The following is an 18,351-nucleotide window of genomic DNA, read 5'->3' as shown; positions in this document are numbered from 1 at the left end:
TATCTAAAACTGCGATAAAGCCTTTAATATTATACTTGCCAGCAAATTCTTTGCTAATATAGATTATTATAACTTACTCAACAAATATAACGGAATACCCAATGGATCGCTTCACTAAGAACCAATCGATATTCATCAAGGGCGTGCTGACTATAGATGCAGCGCATGTCAACGTAGAAGACAGTCTTAGCACAAGACTGGTGATCGCTACCCAAGACCAACTACTAGACACCGTTATAGAGCAATTTCATAACGTAACAGCAATCAAGCAAGCAGCGCTGGATACAAAGGACTTACTTAAAGGCGATTGCGTTTATATCGTTGGCAAGTTGCTATGGCTTGAGAGTGAGTACTTAATACAAAGTATCGAGCAAGAGCGTACTGCAGAAGTTATTGCCATGAGTGCTGAAAAGATATCCGATATATCACTAGATGATAGTTATCAGATGATGGTTGTTTCTGGCCCTGTCGTCACACAGCCTGAATACACAGCAAGCATGACTGGCGCAATCACAAGGTCTTTGATATTAACGACTGATAAAATCATTCATGACGATATCGACCAGAGCCACAATATCTTAGCTATTGATAAGCTAGCCGTAGAACTTAAAGATTTTGTTGATGGTGACGATGTAGAAGTGGTTGCAAGGCTATTGTGGCTGAATAGCGAGGACTATACAGGTGAAACCATCATCGATGAGAGAGCGGTTGAGGTAATAGCAGAACGCATTACTGGCCAAAAGCGCAGTATAACGAGTGTTGAGGAACGGTCAAAACGGGTTGAGCAAAACATACTCAGTCTAAGCAACCGCATCAAAAACAATGAAAACAGTGGCGCGGCCTACATACAGTCAGTACTCAATAAACTAAATGGCGACGATAAATAGCGTCTTGCTTACTTAGCGTCGATCAAACCAAATAGAAGAATTAAAAATGAATCCAACCGTAGAACAAACGAATGCAGTGGCGTTGGCAAGTACTGGTGTTAGCATGAAGCTCATCGCTTTTGCTGGTGCTGGCAAGACATCTACTCTTATCTTAATAGCGCGGGCACTTGGTACTCAAAATAAGCATGGGCTTTACCTGGCTTTCAATAAAGGGATTGCAAGTGAGGCTGCCAATAAGTTACCAAACAACGTGAAGGTAAGCACCTTTCACTCATTAGCCTATCGCAACTCGCCAGCTTGGTTGACTGCTAAGCTAAGAATGCCCGTATTAAGCCCAAATGAGTTCATACGGCGCTTCCAACTAAGACCAATACCAGTAACCGCCTATGACTTCACCAAGGCCGGTGTGAAGCGTGTAGGCATCATAAAGAAGATAAGCGGGTTTGAGCAGATGCTGATTATAGATAAGGGACTAAAGGTCTTTATGAATAGCAGCTCAAAAGCACCTGCTGAGCGTCATGTACGGGCGGCTGTTGATGAGTTGTTTGAGCGCGTGGATTTCAACGATAAAAACTTCTTAGCATCACGATTGTTTGTGATTATGAGAAACATCTGGATGGACTACTTAAACCCAGAAGGGAAAATTGGACTCGGCAACAATCATGGCGTCTATTTGAAGTATTGGGCGCTTAGTGAGCCAAAGATTAATGCGGATTTCATTTTGTTTGACGAGGCGCAAGATGCAGACCCTATTATGATCGGTGTACTGCTTAAACAAGTATGCCCTGTGATCTACGTTGGCGATGCGCATCAGCAAATTTATGGGTGGCTGGGAGCGGTGAATGTCATGCAGAAGCTAGACGTGCCGGTGCGTCACCTCACTCAGTCCTTTCGATTTGGCGACAACTTAGCACAGTATGCTCAGCCAATACTTGACTATTTGGGAGAGAGTAATCAGTTTAAAGGATTAAAGGCCCCAGGTGTTACCCAAATAGATGAAACCAACACCAAACCTAAAGACTTGAGCGTGGTCTTATGTAGAACCAACATGGGCGCGCTTGAGGTAATGATGGAATATGCCAGTAGCGGGTTGTTTGCCTTACCTAAGAACCTTGACCTAAAACATACCATCTCTATGCTTGAAGCCATAAGAGCGTTTGAGCAAAATCCTGCCTCGCAAAAGAATCACAGCGTATTGAAGGGCTTTAAAGACTTCCAAGAACTCACTAAGTATAATGAAGAGTTTTACGGCGATCAGGCTATATCGCCTTACCTAAAGATTTATAACGAGTATGAGTACCGGGATATTCAAAATATGCTGGCAAGATGTAGCAATCAGAGCAAACAAGATAACTGGGCGTTTGAAGTGACCACTGCGCATAGATCCAAAGGGCTTGAGTGGGATAACGTCATGCTGCATAGCGACTTTAACGACCAGTTCTTTAATAAAGACAAATCACCTAAAGACGCTAATGATGAAGAATATAGATTGCTTTATGTCGCCATTACCAGAGCACGAAAAAAACTTTATTCAGCCAACGTGACAAAGATAATTAAAATGCTACATTAAAGATAAGATAAGACTATTAGATGATGCTGCTAATTGTACGAAAAATTAGTCTATTAAGTGTTGCTATTTGCTATTTATTTTAATATAATAGACATTCAATGTTAAGGTTTACCTAACAGCAATTTAATTCAAAATACTGGATATACTAATAATCACCAAGGGCGCATCATGAAACTATCAGTAAACAGCAGTACATTAGCGGGTATTATTTTCTCAAGCGTATTGTTGACCGCTTGTGGCGGCGGCGGCGGTAGTGACGGCGGTGATTCGAAATCAGGTACAGATACGCCAGCGCCACAAAAACCGCCTGTGGTTGTAGATAAGCCTGATACCACAACGCCAGTTGAAGAGCCGACCACCCCTGAACCAACACCACCAGTAACCAATCCTACAGACCCTGAAACTGACCCTGAAACACCTACCGACAGTGATGCGGCGGAAGAAGAATTACGAGCAGGTTTGGCGGTAGACAACTTTTTTAGTATGGAGCGTATTTCTTGTAATATCGGCGGTTACGAGCAAGACCAAGAGCTTGCTCAAGTGTCGAACAAGCATGCCAATTACCTAAAATACCTGTATAAGAATGCCAATATCGCTAATGTAAACCCGCATAGAGAAGATACCTATGCTGACTTTACCGATGTATCAGGTCCAGGCAATCCTTTCTTTGCAGGTGCTGAGCTTATAGATCGTGTTCGAGATGCTGACTATGCTAAAAATGGTCAGTTGGTTGGCGAGAATATCGTTAAACGTACTGAATACAACCCATCAAAAGGCAAAGCGTCACCAGAAGAAGTTGGCATTGAAATGGCTCGTTCATTACTATCAGCGCCTTACCATCTTCGTTCATTGGTTAACCCAAACTTTAAGAACTCTGGTTCAAGTGTTCTGACTTATACGCCGTTTGGCACAAATAAAGACTCATCTTTTGGTTATGTACTGGTTTCTACGTCAAGCTCAAATGAAGACAAGGCATTTGATAGCATCAAGCCTAGTGGTATCACAACCTACCCTTGTGCTGCGACAACAGGCACGAATACAGGGCTATATGGCGAATCGCCAAACCCTGTTAAAGATACCGGCCGTAACCTAGCGACTGACCCTGTAGGCCATCCGGTACATGTTAAAGTATGGCAGGCAGATACTATCAAAGTAAGTAATATCAAGTTTACTGATGTGGCTCGTAACATAGACATTCCTGTGCAACTGGTCGATTCAAGCAATGACCCATACAAGAACACTTACTATGAAATGCCTGAAAACGAAGCGTTCTTCATGCCGCTTACAGACTCATTGCAAAGCTGTGAGCGAGGCACGCGCAAAAACTGTGGTTTATATGGCAACAGCAAATACAAAGTAAGTTTTGATGTTTTATCGGACAATAAAACATTGCTGAAAAAAGAGTTTACGTTCAGCACTGGTGATGTAAATTACTAATTAATTAATGTTGAAACTAAAAAGCCGCTAATATTTATTAGCGGCTTTTTTATTACAGAGTGATTTATTTTACATTTTTTACCAAACCATTAAATTCAAAATGCTTTATATAATAAACGAGTCGTTAATGACAGAACTCATAATATCTTGATTTAACTGCGTGGCGTCATAGGTAGCCATAGTGCTAATTATCTTGCTAATACTTTCTGTATTGAGAATTTGGCCGTTACCCATTTCAATGCTATCTAATGGAGTGTACTTATTATAGAACCAGTCATCTATCGTTACTGAGCTTTCCCCGTCTAAGAAGTCTAACTTTAGATCCTTTCCTTCTTTAGATATCCAAAGACCATCTGTTGTAATCTCTGCACCAAGCTTTAAAGTGTCATGGCTGTTGGAGCTGCGATCATAATTATTGATGATATCTTGTCCATCGCCTAGACTATAGAAATACGTGTCATTGCCTATATCGCCTTTCAGATAGTCGTTACCTTTACCACCAACAAGAATATCGTCATCGCTACCGCCTTCTAGAGTATCGTCACCATCACCGCCAATTAATGTGTCGTTGCCGTAACCACCATTCAGCTCATCGTCACCGCTGCCACCACTTAAGTTGTCATCACCGTAACCGCCGTATAGCTCATCATTACCAGCGCCGCCTGAGATGGTATCTGCGCGATTAAAACCGACAAGTGTATCGTCTTGATCTGAGCCTTGTGTACTTAGCGTTTTTACTTCTTCAACACCCAAGCTTGTACCGTCTTCAAAGACAATACTATGTATATGATACTTAGCATCTGCATCACCGTAGAAGTACCTTTCTACGGTCACACTATCACTGTCACTAAATGTAAGCTCTAAATCATCATTGTTACGGCTAACCTGGATACTATCGATTGTAATCCCCGCGCCCAGCTTCAATACATCTTGACGGTCAGTGCTACGGGCGTAGTTATTAATGATGTCGTGCCCATCGCCTAAATTGTAGATATAAGTGTCGTTGCCGTAGCTACCTTCAAGATAGTCGTTACCTTTACCACCAATAAGAACGTCGTCACCGAAACCGCCATCCAGCTCATCGTTACCATCACCACCAATTAATGTGTCGTTGCCGTAACCGCCATCTAATTCATCGTCACCCTCGCCACCATCTAGCTCATCGTCATCGTAACTACCATATAGCTCATCATTACCGGTGCCACCACTCAAGTTGTCATCACCGTAGCCGCCATATAGCTCATCATTACCAGCGCCGCCTGAGATGGTGTCTGCTCGATTAAAACCGATAAGTGTATCGTCTTGATCTGTGCCTTGTGTGCTTAGCGTTTTGATGGCTTCAACACCTAAGCTTGTACCGTCTTCAAAGACAATAGCATTTAGATGATAACCATAGGCTGCGTCACCTTGGAAATAACGCTCTACGGTTACGCTGTCATTATCGTTAAAGGCAAGCTCTAAATTATCGCCATTTCGGGCAACTTGAATGCTATCGATCGTAATCCCTGCACCTAGCTTCAATACATCGTGACGGCTAGAGCTACGGTCGTAGTTTTTGATAGTATCTTGCCCATCGCCTAAATTGTAGATATAGGTGTCGTTACCATTACCACCTTCAAGATAGTCATTGCCTTTACCACCAATTAATGTGTCGTTGCCGTAACCGCCATCTAATTCATCGTCACCCTCGCCACCATCTAGCTTATCGTCATCGTAACTACCATCTAATTCATCATTACCACTACCACCTAGCAATATGTCAGCACCGTAACCACCGTACAGCTCATCATTACCGTCATCACCGCTCAATTTGTCATCGCCGTTACCGCCTGCCAGCTCATCATTACCAGCGCCGCCTGAGATGGTATCTGCTCGATTAAAACCGACAAGCGTATCGTCTTGATCTGAGCCTTGTGTGCTTAGTGTCTTTATTTCTTCAACACCTAAGCTTGTACCATCTTCAAAGACAATAGCATTTAGATGATAACCATAGGCTGCGTCACCGTAAAAATAATCTTTAACGGTAATGCCGTCATTATCGTTAAAGGTAAGCTCTAAATTATTGCCGTTTCGACCAACTTGAATGCTGTCGATTGTGATCCCAGCCCCTAGTTTTAGGATGTCTTGGCGGTTAGAGCTACGGTCGTAGTTTTTGATAGTATCTTGCCCATCGCCCAAGTTGTAGATATAGGTGTCATTACCATTACCACCTTCAAGATAGTCATTGCCTTTACCGCCAATTAATGTGTCGTTGCCGTCACCACCATCTAATTCATCATTACCATCACCGCCGTCTAGATGATCATCTCCTGTACCACCATCTAACTCATCGTCACCAGCGCCGCCTAGCAATATGTCGTCACCGTAACTGGCCCGAATATAATCATCTCCCGTACCGCCATCTAAAGTATCATTACCGCTTTCACCATATATTTGGTCGTTGCCAGCCCCGCCTATTATGGTGTCTGCATGACTAAAGCCTTTGATGATGTCGTTTTGGTCTGTGCTTAGTAAACTCAGTGCTTTTATAGCATCAACATCCAGACTTGTACCATCATCAAAGATAATATTATTTAGGTGATAGCCATCAGCAGCATCGCCTTGGAAATAATATTTTACGGTGATGCTATCATTATCGTTAAAGGTAAGCTCTAAATCGTCACCGTTGCGACTCACCTGCATACTAGCGATTGCTATTCCCGCGCCAAGTCGTAAGACATCCTGGCGGTTAGAGCTGCGTTCGAAGTTTCTAATGGTGTCATGCCCATCGCCTAGATTATAGATGTAGGTGTCGTTACCATCACCACCTTCAAGATAGTCGTCACCTTTACCACCAACAATAATGTCGTCGCCGTCACTACCTTCTATCTCATCGTCACCATCGCCACCATATAGCTCATCATTACCTTTACCGCCATATAGCTCATCATTACCGCTATCGCCCTGCAATACATCATTACCATCATAACCATATAACTTATCATTACCGGCCCCGCCAGCCATGATATCTGCATGACTAAAACCTTTAATGATGTCGTTTTGGTCTGCACCTTGTAGGGTTAACGATTTTATGGCATCAACGTCCAGATTTGTGCCGTCATCAAAGATAATGTCGTCTAATTGATAGCCATAAACCGCATCGCCGTAGAAGTAACTTTTTATGGTGATGCTATCATTCTCGTTAAAGGTAATCTTTAGGTCATCACTACTGCGGCTAACCTGCATACTATCGGCTGTAATCCCCGCACCCAGCTTCAACACATCGTGACGGCCAGTGTCACGATCGTAGTTTCTGATGGTGTCCTGACCATCACCTAGATTATAGATATAGGTGTCGTTACCCTCTTCACCATAAAGCAGATCATCGCCTTTACCACCAATGATAATATCGTCACCATCACGGCCGTAGAGCTTATCATTACCAGTATGACCGTAGATAACTTCACTGTGGTCTTTACCGATGATAGTATCTGCAGCAGTCGTACCTTGGGTTTCGCTGAACCAGTTATACAAGTCTTCACCAATAATATTGGCATAAGCCTCAAGCTGCTCTGGTGCTAGGCTTTCGACGAAACTTACAAACTGCAATTTTAATGAGCTGACAAAACCGCCATCCAATTCACGGCTACCATAGGTGATCAGTTCAGCTAAGTCTACGATTGCTTTTTCAGCATTAAGGGCAAACGTCTCTTCAAATTTAATGAGTACTGCGGCATAGTCATAAACTATATTGAAATCTTCTGGAGAAAAAGATACCTTAACTTCGTCTAGATATGGCTGTAAACGGGTTTGGAATAACAGTGACTGGTAGACACTAGAAGTAAGGTTGCTAAATGCCTGCTCGACATTCTCCACTACATCTAATGCGCCATCCAAGCTACTAACATACACATCATTAGATGTCATTCCGCTAAAAGCGTTTAAAGCAGCCATCTTGTCACTGGACTCATTGATGATTGCTGTTGCTTGGTCTGCGATTTGCGACCAGTTTGCTTGCATTGCTGCCACTTGTTGTGGTGTTAAGCTAACACCTTCGCTGGCAGTCTTTTCTGAAAAGCTATGAACGCCAAACTCGCCAACCGTACCATGCAATCCTGTTGCGGCCCATTGCTTAATCAACGTGTCAATTAAAGCGATTTGCTCTTGTTTGGTCTCAAGTCCAGCGTAAGTTATCAACGTACTCTCTAACTCTGCAGATAAAGCAGCGGCATCACGTAGGTTTCTGACGTTACCAGTACCATTGATATTGATTAACTGTTGCTGAGCATCAGTAAGAACGGGCGCGTCGATATAATCGGTATAAAAGCCGTTAGAGTTAAAGTTAATATCACCCATGGCGACAGTAGAGCCGTCTTCCTTATTATAAGAACCCAGATGCGTTAATGTATTACCATTACCCTGATCTACTGACTTTTCTTCATAAGTGACATTTAATGACTCAATACCAAGCTCTTCAAGGGTAAACAATTCATTTGCCTGGCTAACACCATCTTGATTAAGGTCTTGCCATACCTTGAGGTCACTAAAGGTTTCGTCATTGGCATCAATAACACCGTCATTATTGGTGTCATGATCTTTTAAAGCTGCAAAGCCATGCGCGGCATTTGAGCCATCTTTTAATTCATAATTATCGCCAAACAGCTCATTACCATTGTTAATGATATTATCGCCATTCTTATCAAAAACTAAGATACCGTCATCAGGGCTAACCCAGCCTGTCGCTACACGGATACCATCTTTGTCGTGATCAAACATCGCGGCATCTTTATCACTTGCGCCAACTGTTTCGATGCCATCACCATCCAAATCAAGCACTAGCGGGTCGTAGATGAAATACTTACCATTATGATCAACACCATTAACCCAAGGATCAACATCACTTTCATCGATATCAGTGACGAACCTATCTCCTATAAAGTGCCCCAAATCACCGAAGTCGCTGACAAATAAGTCATTTAAACTTTCCGACAATCCGGCATTTGGAGATGTTAATCCAACATAAATACTAGCTCCCGCTGCAGCAATGGCTATTGCAGTAAGGCCGCCAATCAACAAAGGCGCTGCAGCAACCCCAGCACTAGTAGCCAATACTACACCTATAGATGCTGACATAGACGCAACGTTTGACGTAAGACTAAGAGTATCTGCTAACTTAACCGAGTCGCCGTCGTCTATAGAGTCTACGATTTTCAATGTATCAACAACCACTCCCAATGCAGCCAACCCTATATTAATTTTAGCTAGAGCGTGAGCCCCTTGGGATAAAGTTCTTTTAGATTCAATAGACGAATCCGCATTACCCAGCGTTTTTTCAGCAATTTTCAATGCGTCCACGCCTGTTGTTAAAAGAGAGTTTCCTAGATTTGCCCAAGCTTGCGCTGACGCAGCTACTTCCAACGCCGTATCGTTACTGTTGTTCGGATTAATTTCATCGTTTGGCTCAACCAAAGCTTTAACACTAGAAAATGTAAGATTGCCAGCAATCGCATTGTTAATAAGGTTTACGAACATATCTAATTGATCTTGACTTAACTTAGTAGCCATAATTACAACCTCTCATATATAAAATTATTTTTCTTTATAGATAAAGTCTTTTGGGTAAATCACAAAAATAAATATAACTGTAAATATTATCGTGAAGAATAAGTAAACAAATGAAAATATTTTATTTTTCCTTTTGTTTTTGTTGACTGTCTCTTCATAAGTTTTAAGGTGTTTACCGTTAACCTCTAACGAAACCAATTGCGGCATATTGTTTTTAAAACCTAAAAAACTAGGTTGGTAATACCATCCAACAGTAGCTTGCTTACCCAAATAACTCTCGACTTTATTGCGACTAATACATGACCCAGTAGTGCTTGATATAAATGCAGTATAGCTACAACCAAAGACCGTATCTTGGCTAGACCCCTCTATTGAGCGTAAAACGGTGAATGACTTGGAGTCCTTGCCGGTAGTGCGCAAATAGTCCAGTACACCTGTGCTGTAATTTATCTCTGATTTTTGAGGAAAATCCCTGCCTTTCCATTCAAGAAAAGACTTTGTGGGCATAAAGGACATAAATAACAAAAACACGATAATATGCGTTTTCTGTGACTTTGTTAGCCCACTAAACTTTCTAATTATTTTTATCATAAACACCTTCTTTTTTAGACATATCACTCCCTTGATTAATGAAATAGTTTATTCGTTACCTATCTTTCGAAAGAGCAAATAGATAAACGCTGCAAGATGCAGAGAGAATAAAACTAAAGATTTATATATTTTATTTTTACCATCAAATCTCTTACGAGTATCCGCGTAGTTTGCGTGTTTTCGTGAGTTAAGTATCATTTAGTCTTATATTAAAATCAATAGCCATTAATAGCTATGCGACAACTGCTGACGCCTGATATCCACGCCCTAGAAGGACGTATTTTTACGGCGTTAGACGATAAAATTATTTTTATTTATGAATGTCGTTTTTTGGGTACAAGAAAAATATAAATATAAATATAGATAAAGCCATGAAGAACAAACATATAAAAAGACCTGATTTATTGGTTATTTTATAAATTCTTTTTGTTTCTTCATACGTCTTGATGTATTTACCATCGACTTCTAACGAAACTAATTGTGGTCTATTATTTTTAAATCCTAAAAACTCAGATTGATAATACCAACCAACTTTAGCCCGCTTAGCTAAATAAGGCTCAACACTCCTAAGTCCCATACATGAGCCAGTAGTACTTGATGTAAATGCGGTATAGCTACAGCCAAAGGCAGTATCTTGGCCAGATCTATCTATTGAGCGTAAAATAATAAATGAGGTAGAGTTCTTACCAGGGGCTCTTGAATATTCCAAAGTACCTGTACTGTAATTCAACTCTGATTTTTGAGGGAAATCTCTGCCTCTCCACTCTAAAAAATTATTAACCGGCATAAAAGACAAACATAATAAAAATAAGATAATACTTGCTTTTTGCAATCTCGATATCTCACTAAATTTTCTAATTTTTTTTATCATAAACACCTTCTTTTATTTATCATTCAGTAAAAGGGTGAAATCAACAAGACGCAACTTACCCGCCGGAAGTTGTTTTACCAGCTAGATGTAGCTAAAAAAAAGGGCTTATTACCGAGTGGTAACTAGGTTTTGCATATTGTTAGATCTTAACCAGGACTGCCACTCACCAAGATACTTCACCAGCTTTTTTCTATAGACAGCATTATGCTTAGGCGTCCAAGAATGGTAGCCTGCAGCTCTCGTATAGATATCTTTGCTTTGCATAAGGTTGTGGTTTAAAGCCTCGCTGAGCAGCATGGCAGCAAACTCTGCGTTATAGCAGCCACGAGTGGCTAAATCTTCACGAGTCGCCTGATACTTTAGTGCGCGAGGAAGGTGTATTGAATTGATTTGGAAAGCGCCTATATCCTGTGTGCCATTGGTATTACCAACAAACTGACCGGTCTTACCACGCTCGATACTGTTAATAGCAAGCAGTAGGTCAACTGGTGCGTTTTGACGTTGAGCAGCTGAAATCACACACTCTAATGTCGGTTTACCTATAGGATAGCGCTCTTTACCACCCGAGCCATAGTTACTGCTTGAGGCCATAGTGGTATTGATAGACGACCCAGCATAAGGATTGCTGAGTTGGGAGGAATAAGAGTTTGGATAGATAGAGCTAGGGCGTTGCGAACTCACATTACCGACGCTCGACCCTGTTTGGTTGGCAGAATTAGCCCAAGCTGCTAACTGATCTCCATTTGCATGAGTATTCATGCTGGCAAGCAGAAGTGCAGCTGACGTAAATATACCGATTAATTGCTTTGTCATCACAACAAACCTCAATTGCTAGAATTATTAGATACTACTTTGCTACTTAATGCAGGTAAGACCCTCTGAAACAGAGGGTGCTTAAAGTACTGTGGAACGGGTTATTTAATAGTGCTGTTGCTATCGCCTTTAGTGCTATTTGCAGCCATTGATTGATCATTAGATGAATGGTCAAACTCAGATTGAAGGGCGGATGTATTTAAAAACTCATTAGATAATAAGGCTTCATTACGTTGCTCTTCTTGATTGCGAAGCAGCTGCTCAGGCGTTAAATCCGACAGGTACTCTTCGGTATCGTATTGACCTGATACATGGTCAAATTCAGCATATTCATCATCGTAATAAGTTTCAGCAGAGTAAGCATTTAAGGATGTTTTATAGTTATGCGGATAAGCAAACCATTTCTCATTAGAAAGCCACCAATGAAACTGTTCTTTAGGATCGGCAACAAAAACATTGTCTGTATATAGCTGCCAAGAGCGATAGGCAAGCATAATAGCAAGCATGAGTATCAATAGAGCGAAAAGCAAAGCGGTAAGACAGAACATGATAGCGCCGTTGTAGACACCAAAAAAGAAAAACAGGGCGGATATAATAGAAACCACTCGCAAACCACGAGCAACTTTTATCTTTGACTCCACTGCTTCTAATAACCGGCCATCTTCTAGCGCATCCAGTCGTTCTTGATAGGCCTCACCATTTTCGTAGTATTCACGGCCTGAGCTTGACAAAATAGCAGCTAGCTCTTCGATGCTGTTATCTGTTGTTTCCAGCTTTTGATCACAATGATTACACTCCCATATTTGAGAGAGTTTTGGCGGAGTGTGTTGCTCTTCGTTGACACTGCTAGGAGGTTTTGGGATGTGACTTTCGGTAATAGGGATTAACTGACCATGCCCACAATAAGGACAACGAAACGCGCGCGCTTTCTTAAGGGTTTCGGCATAATATTTATGCGTCTTAACAACCGCTTTTGGAAAAGCCACACGACCAGGCATGGTGGCTACGCGCACAGGGGCGGATACAAAAGTCTTTTTTAACGCTGTCTTTAAAAAACCCATGATCAATTTCGCTAGTATTATTAATGTTAAATATATTCTAACATTTTTTTTAAATTATATTTACGAAAATAAATAATATTTATTAAGAACTTGGCGCAAAACCAAAGCCTGATTTTTCAGAAAAAGAGAAACAAATAGAAGAGTCCCCGCGCTCTACTGGAAACCCGCCATACGCTTTAAGCATTCTATCACCGCGAAATTTAGCGACTTCATCAGCACATAAAGTTGATTTTTTCGATGATATTTCTACTTGCTCAAACTTCGTTGGATCGTCAGAGTAAACGATAAAATCAAAAGGATAAACCGTCTTGGTAACAGGGTTGACGGCGGCGTACTGCATATACTTCGTGACTGGCGATTGGCCTTTAAAACCAATCAGCACATACTTGCCATTAAAGTTAATATTATTGCTAGTGCCAAGGCGCTTATATGCCGCTATAGCACGCTTGCCACAGAAATCTAAAGCGTTTTCACTCTGATTGATTTGGCAATGCTGTACTGTATAACCACCAACCTTTTTAGTATCAGGCGAGTAGTTAGACACCACCTCGGGCTGGGCTGCGTTCGCAGCACCAACAAAGCCACCTAACACACCTGTTAGGATAAAAGATGCAGCAATCACAGGTTTCATAATATTCATAACATACCTTTTATTTTCAGTTGTAAGCGACGCTATGCTCATTTACGGTGTGGCTGGCGTTGTAGGTGCCGCTGGAGTTTCAGGAGCCGTAGGAGCTGCAGTAGAGCCACCCATACCCTTATCAGCCACCTTACCACTAAGAACGTCTCTCGCCAGCCCTGGGTTCGCTTTATTCCAAGCTTCAATCTTCTTAAGAACCGCCCATGCCATATCAGTACTTTCTTGGTTGCCCTTGTTGATACCATCGCCGCCATAATAAGACTGGTAGTTACCTACCGCATTTCTGCCGTCTGTGTTAGTAGGCAAGCCGTCCGGTACACCAAATGAAGCCCATTCCATCGACAAGTCATACATCGCTGCACGTACTGACGCTTTTGGATCACCTTTAATCAACTTGGTTAGGTTTTTACGCACAGAACCACTCAATAAGAAGTAGTTTCTGGCAGCAAAATCCTGAATCTCTGGGGTAAATGGCACGTTAGCATATTTAGGATATGCAGCAACAAAGCCGCTGTTACCGAAACCGCCAGATGCATAGCCTGCAAGCGTATAGTAAGTTAACTGATAACGCCCAGCTGTAAACTTACGGGTGACATCACAGCTACTAGTCGTTGCAGTTGCCGCTTTCCAAATTTCACGCGGTGTCATTGTTGTTATCATTGGTGTACCAGTAGCACGAGCAGCAGCATCGGTTGAGAAGCCTTTCATAGCACAAGGACCATTCGTACCTGTGTTATAAGCATTGTAACCACCCTCGCCATGACTAATAGCATCCATTAATGAAGAAACTAGCGCATCCAGCTCATCAGGCAAGTTTGCAGCATCAAAGTTTCCACCACCGCCACTGCCGCCATAAGCATAACCCAGATCTTCTAGCTCTAAGTCAAGAACAGCTGGCGCAGCAGAAGCTTGAGCTGTCACCTGTATCGCCTCAATCTGCTTATTAAACTCAAATAAGCGGGCTTGAGTAATACCGGCCATCAACATCTCAACTCTATTTCTAAGAATTTGGTTTTGTTGATGCAAATAGTTTTCGGTGGCATTCATCATTAGGTATTCAGTAAGCATACCTTTAGACGACAGCTTCATCATCGCCTTTTCCCAGTCTTCGTTCCCGAAGCGCTGACCACCAATCTGCTCAATGATTTCTTTTGGTGTCATTGTCTCAAGACTGACAGGTTTCTGTGGTTGTGGGAGCGATCCAAACTGCTCCCCATCCTCAGATGAGATAAATGAAGAAAGCGCTTGGTAAGACATACTACCGCCACCAAAAGCGCCTTGATAACCTGACCAATCTGCGTACTTAGCACCTTTCACAATTGATGTTCTAGCAGCGGCTAGATTTTCTGGCGTCCACTCAAAACCTTGATTGAAGATAGGCACAGCAGGCAGTGGCTTTAGGTTTGATGTGGCACCAGGACCTAAAGGCATACGCGTATTGTATAGGGTGTTAAATTGCTGACGGATAGTTGAACCTAGCCACGGTGTGTACTCATCTGGGGCAACAGCGACATCTTCCGCCAAATAAGGTGTTGGATCTGTGTTATAACCATAACCTGTCTTAAAGATATGCTTTGTGCTGTTTAACAAGCCTGATGATCGCGGCGACTGGCTTAACCATAAATCGCGGCGGCGGGCAGGATCATTGTTGGGCAGAATATAGTCAAAGTGCAAATGGGTTGCATAGCGGATTGGTAGACCAGTCTTTTTACTGGTTAAATTACTTGAGCCACCAGTCACACCAATAGGCTGGCCAGTTGTAATAGGAGTGCCGACAGGGAGCTTGTTTTTTACGTTGTGCTCCATGTGCATATACATGTATTTATCACCGTTTGGGCGCTTAATATTAATAATATTACCGCCACCAGTGTTAGTACCAACGTTAACAACCGTACCATCGCCTGCAGCAAATAGCTGCAAGTCGCCTGCAGGTGTTAAATCCAAACCTGCGTGAAAGTCGTTAGCACTACTACGATCCCTAAACTCACCAAATCGGCCAGCAGATCGTCTAAATTTTTGCGGCATGGCTAAGATAGGAGTACCAGGTGCGACACCGGTATTTGAGAAATAATCTTTAACGTATTGGTCGCTATAGGTACTTTTATCAGGATTTTCTGGCTGAGCAGGATCGTTTGTGGTTTGTACGCCAGTTTTTGCAGCAGCATTGGTACTTGCAGCAGATCTGTTATCAGCATTTTGACTATGTAATTGACCAGTGGTTTGATTACCAGTAGTAGGTGCTGCGCCAACATAGGTGCTAGCAGGCGCTATCACAGATAGCAGTATCCCGATACATATCGGCTTTAGTCTGAATACTGTCGCTTTATCCACGGCTGATCACCTTAATTTATTTTTTGCTAAAATTATTGTATTTCAATGCAACAACCTGAGTCGGAATGTTTTTTAATATCGTCATCAAATTTGGTGATTTTATCAATGACATCTTGACTAATATCAACACGATATCGATAGTTCAACATTCTTAGAGCTGATTGAGAATCGAATTGTAGCGCAATATGGTCTTTTAAAGAGAAGCCACTTTCAGAATGGTCAACCATATTTCCGTTACTTAATAGATTATATAGTATTTTTACGTGAACGACATAGCCAATTAGCTGCTCTAGTCGCTCTTCTAGCGCGATACCCATGACTGGTGCTGGAGATATCAGATGCATAAAGCAATCATGGAACGGGTTCTGATTAAACGCGTCCTGTATTGATATGCCTCTCACGTTTTTTGGCTTAACAAAACTGGTCATCTCAAAAGGCTGTACCAAAATACAAGACTTATCTTTATAAAGACGATTGTTATTAAAGGTGAAGTTATTCACACCCATCAAACGACTAAAACGCTCAAGCTCATTGGCAGGAATTGCATGCGTCAAGACGATCTGCTCATGATTGACGATAACCCATTCATCTTCGGGTTTAGGCGGTTCGATAAGATGGTTTTGGTTGAAGTGATAGATGTTATTTGGGTTCTTATCTAGCACCTCTTGAGTCAACACCTCTTCATTGCCCAAAGCGACAATCTCGCCCTTTATCGACTCAAACACGTCATAAATCAAACTTAACGAGTCGTGATAAGCAAGGAAATCAAGCGGCTGGTCGCTTGGGGCATCAATATCGATATCTTGCGGATCAGCGTTGGGTTCGCGTATTTTGATATCGCCAATTGGCTGTGGAGGGTTTTGTAACGCATATAAAATAGCTTGTTCTAACACAAAAGAAGTTAGCGTACGTTTATTCATTAGGTGAAAGCCTTTGAGAAGGATTTAACATGCTTGTCCTTATTTGGTGCCGACTTAAGCATAGGAACAACCGGGTTGCAGACCTCTCTTACCGTAAAGTTATTTGTGAGCTGACTTTTGGTGATTAGCGTAAACGTCATAAAGTCACACTCATCTTTTATTTTTTTATAAACAAGTGGACTCTTAATTTTAAAACTCAGCATGAGTGGTGGTATTAAGTAATCTGAATACTTAAGCGCTTTAAACATAACGCAGACAGCATCATCCTCAAGCCATGCTCCTTGAGGGGTTAAGATGCTTAACATCTCAAACTCATGGGGCTGCAGATGTATCAAAAAGGTTTGTGGTCGAGCATGAGTGGCGTTAATAAACCCATACGCTATCTGTCGCAACATGGCGTTAGATAGCGTTATGCCACCTGTAGGGCTTGGCGATAAATCATTCTTCTGATTAAAAGAACTCAGCCAATGATAGGTTCGTAAAAAAGCAGTCAGAGTTAGCACTTCATGAGTAGATTGCTCATACACTCTTTCTTGGATTTCTTCGTACTCTGCCTGTTGCTGAGCTCTTTCTTCGGTGGTAAGTGGCATAACGTCCTCAATCAGTTATTGGCTTAAGCAGCCTAAGTCAGACGTTGAATTAAGATCAACATTCATCTTATCAAAAACATTATTCATAGCTGCAGTTTGCATTTGAGCCATCTGCTCAGGACTGGGCATACCTGTTGTAGAGAGCGCATAAGGATCATAATTGGACTGCGGGCTAGCAGATGCAGTTGTATTTGGCATTAACGAGCTAAACGGGGCTGCTGTAGACTGAGTGTTACTTGTACCTGATTTTAATGTCATAGCAAATGCTGTTACACATAACGAAACGAGCAAAATTGACCCAGCTATAATGCCAATTTTTTTGCCTTTAGAATTGTTACTGCTGTTAACGTGTCTACGACTCTCATTGCGAACAGGTGCTACATCTGCAGTGTCAGAGGTCATAGAAACCAGCGCAGAGGCAAATTCACTGTGCCACTCTTCTGAGATATAAGTTTTTGCATCTTCTGCAGACACAAAATCAAGGCCATCTTCACTCTCAGATGGAACCACAGTGTAAATTGGATTGGCAACAACAAAGACTTCTTTATTGCCAAGCTCTAAACACACTTGACCAAAGATAATACCCTCTTCATGCTCAAAAGCCTCTTTGATATTAGCGATCAATGAGGCGTCAAGGGTTCTGTCATTATGATATTCATCCGACGGGAACACCTGATCTTGCAGCTGAGTCATGGTAAGGGTGTTTTTAACAAAGTCTACCGGCTGAGTCTCAAAAGACTCAGTGGTAGGTTCTGTTTTATTTTCAACATCCAATTCTTTAGAGAGACTGTGACCTGTACTTGTATCAACGTTAACAGGCTGACTCAACACATCATCATGAGTTGCTAGACTTTCTGCCACAAGCTCGTCTGAGAATTCATGATAGATTTTGTCAAAACCTTTCACGAATATACGAGAGATATTGGCAGACTGCTTTTCATCAAGGCGCGTTTGAGCGACTTTCTGATTCATATCTTCTTCGCCAGAGTCGATAATGACTTTAACTTCCTTACCTATACTTAAAAAGCTTAGGTAAGGCTCTACGCTAAGGGCGACAGGTTCAGGTTTGCTAAGGAATTGTTTAAAGTTGAACATG

The 18,351-nt window shown here is 41.9% G+C and carries 13 protein-coding genes; 3 read left to right on the top strand and 10 right to left on the bottom strand.

Annotation, left to right across the window (positions count from 1 at the left end; all coding sequences use genetic code 11):
* The first annotated feature begins 101 nt into the window (after positions 1 to 101).
* The 3 genes from B2863_RS07160 to B2863_RS07150 all read left to right on the top strand — a co-directional run bounded on the left by B2863_RS07160 (position 102) and on the right by B2863_RS07150 (position 3,894).
* Positions 102 to 887, top strand: a complete 786-nt coding sequence (locus B2863_RS07160) for a hypothetical protein (RefSeq protein ID WP_296208709.1) — start codon at positions 102 to 104, stop codon at positions 885 to 887.
* A gap of 46 nt (positions 888 to 933) precedes the next feature.
* Complete coding sequence (locus tag B2863_RS07155; protein WP_296208706.1) at positions 934 to 2,457, top strand: 3'-5' exonuclease; 1,524 nt, start codon at positions 934 to 936, stop codon at positions 2,455 to 2,457.
* Between the two features lie 168 nt (positions 2,458 to 2,625).
* Complete coding sequence (locus B2863_RS07150) at positions 2,626 to 3,894, top strand: CAP domain-containing protein (protein ID WP_296208703.1); 1,269 nt, start codon at positions 2,626 to 2,628, stop codon at positions 3,892 to 3,894.
* Positions 3,895 to 3,999: 105 nt separating this feature from the next.
* Here B2863_RS07150 and B2863_RS07145 read toward each other — a convergent pair whose 3' ends face one another.
* From B2863_RS07145 to B2863_RS07100, 10 genes are all read right to left on the bottom strand, one after another.
* Positions 4,000 to 9,438 carry a calcium-binding protein gene (locus tag B2863_RS07145; protein WP_296208700.1) on the bottom strand — a complete coding sequence of 1,813 codons (5,439 nt, stop codon included), beginning with the start codon at positions 9,436 to 9,438 and terminating at the stop codon, positions 4,000 to 4,002.
* Positions 9,439 to 9,462: 24 nt separating this feature from the next.
* On the bottom strand, positions 9,463 to 10,029 hold the full coding sequence (locus tag B2863_RS07140) for a hypothetical protein (protein WP_296208697.1): 567 nt from the start codon (positions 10,027 to 10,029) through the stop codon (positions 9,463 to 9,465).
* 310 nt (positions 10,030 to 10,339) lie between these two features.
* Entirely contained in the window at positions 10,340 to 10,900 is a 561-nt protein-coding gene (locus tag B2863_RS07135) for a hypothetical protein (RefSeq protein ID WP_296208694.1), read from the bottom strand.
* A 108-nt stretch (positions 10,901 to 11,008) separates the two neighbouring features.
* Complete coding sequence (locus tag B2863_RS07130) at positions 11,009 to 11,713, bottom strand: hypothetical protein (RefSeq protein WP_296208692.1); 705 nt, start codon at positions 11,711 to 11,713, stop codon at positions 11,009 to 11,011.
* A 101-nt stretch (positions 11,714 to 11,814) separates the two neighbouring features.
* The gene (locus B2863_RS07125; protein ID WP_296208689.1) at positions 11,815 to 12,774 is read right to left on the bottom strand and encodes a hypothetical protein; all 960 of its coding nucleotides are present in this window, start codon (positions 12,772 to 12,774) and stop codon (positions 11,815 to 11,817) included.
* Positions 12,775 to 12,856: 82 nt separating this feature from the next.
* Positions 12,857 to 13,414, bottom strand: a complete 558-nt coding sequence (locus tag B2863_RS07120; protein WP_296208686.1) for a hypothetical protein — start codon at positions 13,412 to 13,414, stop codon at positions 12,857 to 12,859.
* 42 nt (positions 13,415 to 13,456) lie between these two features.
* Positions 13,457 to 15,745, bottom strand: coding sequence for a M23 family metallopeptidase (locus tag B2863_RS07115; RefSeq protein ID WP_296208682.1), 2,289 nt, complete (start codon positions 15,743 to 15,745; stop codon positions 13,457 to 13,459).
* Between the two features lie 32 nt (positions 15,746 to 15,777).
* Positions 15,778 to 16,665 (bottom strand): hypothetical protein, encoded by an 888-nt coding sequence (locus B2863_RS07110; protein ID WP_296208680.1) that lies wholly within the window; start codon positions 16,663 to 16,665, stop codon positions 15,778 to 15,780.
* On the bottom strand, positions 16,665 to 17,255 hold the full coding sequence (locus B2863_RS07105; protein WP_296208677.1) for a hypothetical protein: 591 nt from the start codon (positions 17,253 to 17,255) through the stop codon (positions 16,665 to 16,667). The genes B2863_RS07110 and B2863_RS07105 overlap by 1 nt, the downstream gene beginning before the upstream one ends.
* A gap of 15 nt (positions 17,256 to 17,270) precedes the next feature.
* Complete coding sequence (locus B2863_RS07100) at positions 17,271 to 18,350, bottom strand: hypothetical protein (RefSeq protein WP_296208675.1); 1,080 nt, start codon at positions 18,348 to 18,350, stop codon at positions 17,271 to 17,273.
* Position 18,351: the final 1 nt, after the last annotated feature.

The organism is Psychrobacter sp. UBA3480 (genome assembly GCF_002377945.1).
Taxonomy (GTDB): Bacteria; Pseudomonadota; Gammaproteobacteria; order Pseudomonadales; family Moraxellaceae; genus Psychrobacter.
The sequence above is the reverse complement of the archived record's forward strand: the minus strand, read 5'-3'. Positions and strand labels throughout refer to the sequence as shown.